Origin of the sequence: Kitasatospora sp. NPDC059571 (genome assembly GCF_042735675.1) — a bacterium.
Classification (GTDB): domain Bacteria; phylum Actinomycetota; class Actinomycetes; order Streptomycetales; family Streptomycetaceae; genus Kitasatospora.
Window position 1 is genome coordinate 1 of the sequence record NZ_JBHWBW010000513.1, and the last position, 5,444, is coordinate 5,444.

General features: G+C 69.9%; 6 protein-coding genes. All 6 read right to left on the reverse strand.

What is annotated here, in order from left to right:
* Positions 1-49 precede the first annotated feature (49 nt).
* On the reverse strand, positions 50-931 hold the full coding sequence (locus ACFV0G_RS34280; RefSeq protein WP_380556413.1) for a CDP-alcohol phosphatidyltransferase family protein: 882 nt from the start codon (positions 929-931) through the stop codon (positions 50-52).
* A complete protein-coding gene (locus ACFV0G_RS34285; protein ID WP_380556415.1) occupies positions 918-1,610 on the reverse strand; it encodes a phosphatidylserine decarboxylase in 693 nt (230 codons plus the stop codon). The genes ACFV0G_RS34280 and ACFV0G_RS34285 overlap by 14 nt, the downstream gene beginning before the upstream one ends.
* Before the next feature lie 444 nt (positions 1,611-2,054).
* A complete protein-coding gene (locus tag ACFV0G_RS34290) occupies positions 2,055-3,257 on the reverse strand; it encodes an acyl-CoA dehydrogenase family protein (protein ID WP_380556417.1) in 1,203 nt (400 codons plus the stop codon).
* Positions 3,258-3,406: 149 nt separating this feature from the next.
* Positions 3,407-3,910, reverse strand: coding sequence for a MaoC family dehydratase (locus ACFV0G_RS34295; protein ID WP_095872689.1), 504 nt, complete (start codon positions 3,908-3,910; stop codon positions 3,407-3,409).
* Between the two features lie 43 nt (positions 3,911-3,953).
* A complete protein-coding gene (locus ACFV0G_RS34300; protein WP_380556419.1) occupies positions 3,954-4,913 on the reverse strand; it encodes an HpcH/HpaI aldolase/citrate lyase family protein in 960 nt (319 codons plus the stop codon).
* Between the two features lie 23 nt (positions 4,914-4,936).
* A partial coding sequence (locus ACFV0G_RS34305) for a cobalamin B12-binding domain-containing protein (protein WP_380556421.1) occupies positions 4,937-5,444 on the reverse strand: 508 nt, incomplete at its 5' end.

The window sequence follows — 5,444 nt, forward strand, 5'->3', positions numbered from 1 at the left end:
GGGATCCCCCAGGGGATCCGGGCCCTTCGCGTCGGGCGCTCCGGGTGCCTCAGCAGCCGCGGGACTCCGCGCGCCGGGCGCGCACGTCGCCGACCTTCTCGCCGACCTTGCGGCGGATGACCAGCAGCGGCGCCATGGCGGCGAGCGTGATCTGGGCGATCGCGCCGATGTGCATCAGCATGTCGCCGCCCGGCAGACCGGCCGCCCAGGCCGCCAGGCAGCCGATGGAGACGACGATCCAGCAGAGGGTGGCGGTGGCCAGCAGGCCCTGCGGCTTCGGGTACTCGATGCGGCTGACCATCAGGTACGCCACACCGAAGATCATCAGCAGACCGGGGACGAACGGCGGGTCGAGGAGCACGATGGCGATCACCGTCATCGCGCCCATCGGGCAGGGCATGCCCTGGAAGATCCCCGGCCGCATCTTGACCGCCGAGAACCGGGCGAGCCGCAGCACCACCGCCAGCAGGACGGTCAGCGCGATGAACGCCGAGAGCTGCTGGTTGCTGTCCGGCGACACGATGCCCCAGACCGCCACGAAGTACGCCGGGGCGATGCCGAAGCTGATCAGGTCGGCCAGGTTGTCCAGCTCCGCGCCCAGCGCCGAGGAGCGCAGCTTGCGGGCCACCAGGCCGTCGAACAGGTCGCACATGGAGCCGATCAGCAGCAGCGTCACCGCGGTGGCGGCGCTGTTGCGGTTCGGCGAGGTGGTCTCACCGGTGAGGTGCGGCATCAGGACCCCGGTGGTGATCGAGTAGATCGCCAGGAAGCCGCAGACGGCGTTCCCCAGGGTCAGGAAGTCGGCGGTGGACAGGTGCTGCGGCGAACGGGGCGCCCGCAGTTCGCGGTCGCGCGCCCAACGGCGGCGCCGCAGCTCCGTCGCCTCCTCGTCACCGAGGCCGACGAGAGTCTCAGGATCAGTCACGGTCAAGGCGCGTCACCCCGGCTGTGGTCTTCTGGCCGACCTCGACGCCGACCTCGACGCCGGCCGGCAGGTACGTGTCGACGCGGGAGCCGAAGCGGATCAGGCCGATCCGCTCGCCCTGCTCGACCTTGGTGCCGGCGTCCACGTACGGCACGATGCGGCGGGCCACGGCCCCCGCGATCTGCACCATCTCGATGTCGCCGAGCTCGGTGTCGAAGTGCCAGACGACCCGCTCGTTCTGGTCACTGTCCTTGTTGAACGCCGGGACGAAGCCGCCGGCCACGTGCTCCACGGACGTCACGGTGCCCGGCAGCGGGGCGCGGTTGACGTGCACGTTGAGCGGGCTCATGAAGATGGCCACCCGGGTCCGGCCGTCCGGCCAGGCGTCGATCGACTGCACCACGCCGTCCGCCGGCGAGATCACTCTGCCGGTGCCGATCTCACGCTCCGGGTCGCGGAAGAACCACAGCATGCCCGCGCCGAGGACGCAGGCCGGAACGGCCGCCAGGGCCCACGCGCCGTTGCGCCGGGTGAGGGCGGTCGTCACGGCGGCGGTGGCCAGGGTCGGGGCGAACCAGGGGGTCGCGCCGCGCGCGATCGTCACGCGCGGACGCCGACCGACCGTCGGAGCGGCGCCGAGGACGCCGTCCGGGACGGAGGTGTGAGGGGACGGGCTGATGGGCATCGAAGACCTTAGTCGCGGGGGATCATGGCCGCTGGACGGGGGCCACCGCGGGGATCGGGTACATGGGGACGCTGTCCCGGTGGATGCTATCGGGACCAGGCGGTAGGTGGGCAAGCCGCCTGTTCGTGGAGGTGCGGGGCACGGTGCCAGGCCATGCCTGCTATGTATACGACCGTAGCCGAGCCGGGGAGGTTCCCCAAGGGGTCGGGCGTGGCGCGTGACCCACGTCTCACGGACGCGGGCCCTTCGGTGTGTCCCGGTCCGTGTCGGGGTGTGCGGAAGCGGCCGCAGGGCGCGCACCTGCTGGTACACGCCGTGCGGCCGCCTCCGGGCCCGCCGTACCGGCCCCCCGTCGGCTGACCAGGCCGTCGCGGTACGCCGGGCGGTTCCGGACGGGCCCGCACGCCCGTCCTCGACCATCCGGAAAGTTCTGATCGGGGCCGGTCAGTCGGCCAGGCGGTACTCCTCGAGCAGCCGGCGCCCGACGATCATCTTCTGGATCTCCGCAGTACCTTCACCGATGAGCAGCATCGGGGCCTCCCGGTAGAGGCGCTCGATCTCGTACTCCTTGGAGAAGCCGTAGCCGCCGTGGATGCGGAAGGCGTCCTCGACGACCTCCTTGCAGTACTCGGAGGCGAGGTACTTCGCCATGCCGGCCTCGAGGTCGTTGCGCTCGCCGCTGTCCTTCTTGCGGGCGGCCATCACCATCATCTGGTGGGCGGCCTCGACCTTGGTGGCCATCTCGGCGAGCTTGAACTGGATCGCCTGGTGCTCGGCGATCTTCTTGCCGAAGGTGGTGCGCTGCTGGGCGTAGGAGATGCCCAGCTCGAAGGCGCGGCGGGCGACACCGCAGCCGCGGGCGGCGACGTTGACGCGGCCGACCTCGACGCCGTCCATCATCTGGTAGAAGCCCTTGCCCGGGACGCCGCCGAGGATCCGGTCGGCCGGGATGCGGACGTCCTGCAGCACCAGCTCGGTGGTGTCGACGCCCTTGTAGCCCATCTTCTCGATCTTGCCCGGGACGGTCAGGCCGGGAACGGTCTCGTTCGGCCCGAAGCCCGGGGTCTTCTCGATCAGGAAGGTGGTCATGTTCTTGTACGGGGTGTTGCCGCCCTCGTCGGTCTTGCAGAGGACCGCGACCACGCTGGAGGTGCCGCCGTTGGTCAGCCACATCTTCTGGCCGTTGAGGACGTAGAAGTCGCCGTCCCTGACGCCCTTGGTGGAGATGGCGGAGACGTCGGAGCCGAGGGCCGGCTCGGACATCGAGAAGGCGCCGCGCAGCTCGCCGGCGGCCATCTTGGGCAGGAAGTAGTCCTTCTGCTCCTGGGTGCCGTGCGCGTTGATCATGTGCGCCACGATGAAGTGGGTGTTCACGATGCCGGAGACCGACATCCAGCCGCGGGCGATCTCCTCGACCACCAGGGCGTAGGTCAGCAGGGACTCGCCCAGACCGCCGAACTCCTCGGGGATGGTCAGGCCGAAGAGGCCGAGCTGCTTCATCCCCTCGACGATCGCGGTCGGGTACTCGTCCTTGTGCTCCAGCTCCGTCGCGACCGGGATGATCTCCTTGTCGACGAAGTCCCGCACGGTGGCGAGGATGTCCCGCTGGATCTCGGTGAGGCCGTCGGTCTGTGCGAGGCGTCCCATCGTGCGGCTCCGAATCTGTGGCATGAGGGTGGGGTCCCGCGGCAGCGGGGGAGGGGGATTGTCGGGGGCCCGGCCGGCGTGGCTGCGGCAGCCGGGCCCCCGTGCCGGAGTGGGCGCGGCCGATGACGGCGGCCTGCCCAGCCGGGGTCTCAGGAGGCGGGCGTGGGCCTGCCGGGCTGCTCGCCGCCGCGCTCCTTGATGTACGTCTCGGTCGGCACCATTACCTTGCGGCGGAAGATGCAGACGACCGTGCCGTCCTGCTTGTAGCCCTTGGTCTCGACGTAGACGATGCCGCGGTCGTCCTTGGACTTGGACGGCCACTTGTCGAGGACGGTCGTCTCGCCGTAGATGGTGTCGCCGTGGAAGGTCGGGGCGACGTGGCGCAGCGACTCGATCTCCAGGTTGGCGATGGCCTTGCCGGAGACGTCCGGCACGGACATGCCGAGGAGCAGGGAGTAGATGTAGTTGCCCACCACGACGTTCTTGCCGAAGTCCGTCGTGTTCTCCGCATAGTTGATGTCCATGTGGAGGGGGTGGTGGTTCATGGTGAGCAGGCAGAAGAGGTGGTCGTCGTACTCGGTGACCGTCTTTCCGGGCCAGTGCTTGTAGACCGCGCCGACCTCGAACTCTTCGTAGGTGCGTCCGAACTGCATGGGGATGTCCTTAGGAAGCCTCGGAAGGGAGGGGAGGGGCGGGTCAGGCCTGCGGGGGCTCGAACTTGGAGGTGCGCTCCATGCCCGCGGCGCGGCCCTTGCCGGCGATGACCAGGGCCATCTTGCGGCTGGCCTCGTCGATCATCTCGTCGCCGAGCATCGCGGAGCCCTTGGCGCCGCCGGCCTCGGAGGTGCACCAGTCGTAGGCGTCGAGGATCAGCTCGGCGTGGTCGTAGTCCTCCTGCGAGGGCGAGAAGATCTCGTTCGCGGCGGCGACCTGGTCCGGGTGGAGCACCCACTTGCCGTCGAAGCCGAGGGCGGCGGCGCGGCGGGCCACCGCCTTGTACCCCTCGGCGTTGCGGATCTGCAGGTAGGGGCCGTCGATGGCCTGCAGGTCGTTGGCGCGGGCGGCCATCAGGATGCGCATCAGGATGTAGTGGTACGCGTCCGCGTCGTAGCCGGGCGGCTGCTCGCCGACGACCAGCGACTTCATGTTGATCGAGGCCATGAAGTCGGCCGGGCCGAAGATGATCGTCTCCAGCCGGGGCGAGGCCTCGGCGATCGCGTCGACGTTGATCAGGCCCTTGGCGTTCTCGATCTGCGCCTCGATGCCGATCTTGCCGACCTCGAAGCCCATGGTCTTCTCGATCTGGGTGAGCAGCAGGTCGAGCGCCTTGACCTGCTCGGCGTCCTGGACCTTCGGCAGCATGATGCAGTCGAGGTTCGGGCCGGCGCCCTCGACGACCGTGATCACGTCGCGGTACGTCCAGTGGGTGGTCCAGTCGTTGACCCGGACGACCTTGGTCTTCTTGCCCCAGTCGCCGTTGTTCAGCGCGTCGACGATGTTGTGCCGGGCGCTCTCCTTGACCAGCGGGGCGCAGGCGTCCTCCAGGTCGAGGAAGACCTGGTCGGCGGGCAGGCCCTGGGCCTTCTCCAGGAAGCGCGGGTTGCTGCCCGGTACGGCGAGGCAGGAACGGCGGGGCCGGAGGCGGTTGACAGTCATGGGGGGTGGTTCGTCCTTCCGGGTCAGCTGGTCGCGTGGGTGGTCGCGGCCCACGGCTGGAGCCTGTTGGCCAGCCGGATCTCGTCCACGATCCGGCCGATGATGGTGGTGATGCCGAAGTCCTTCGGGGTGAAGACCGCGGCGACACCGGCGGCCTTGAGGGCCTCGGCGTCCGCAGCGGGGATGATGCCACCGACGATCACGGGCACATCCTCCACCCCGGCGCGCCGCAGCCGCTGCAGGACGTCCGGCACCAGCTCGGGGTGGGCGCCCGAGAGGATGGACAGGCCGACGCAGTGGACGTCCTCGGCGACGGCCGCCGAGACGATCTGCTCCGGGGTGAGCCGGATGCCCTGGTAGACCACCTCGAAGCCGGCGTCGCGGGCGCGGACCGCGATCTGCTCGGCGCCGTTGGAGTGGCCGTCCAGGCCGGGCTTGCCGACCAGCAGGCGCAGCTTGCCGGCGCCGAGCTCGGCGGCCGTTGCGGCGACCGCCTCGCGGACGGCGAGGAGCTCGCCGCCGGCCTCGGCC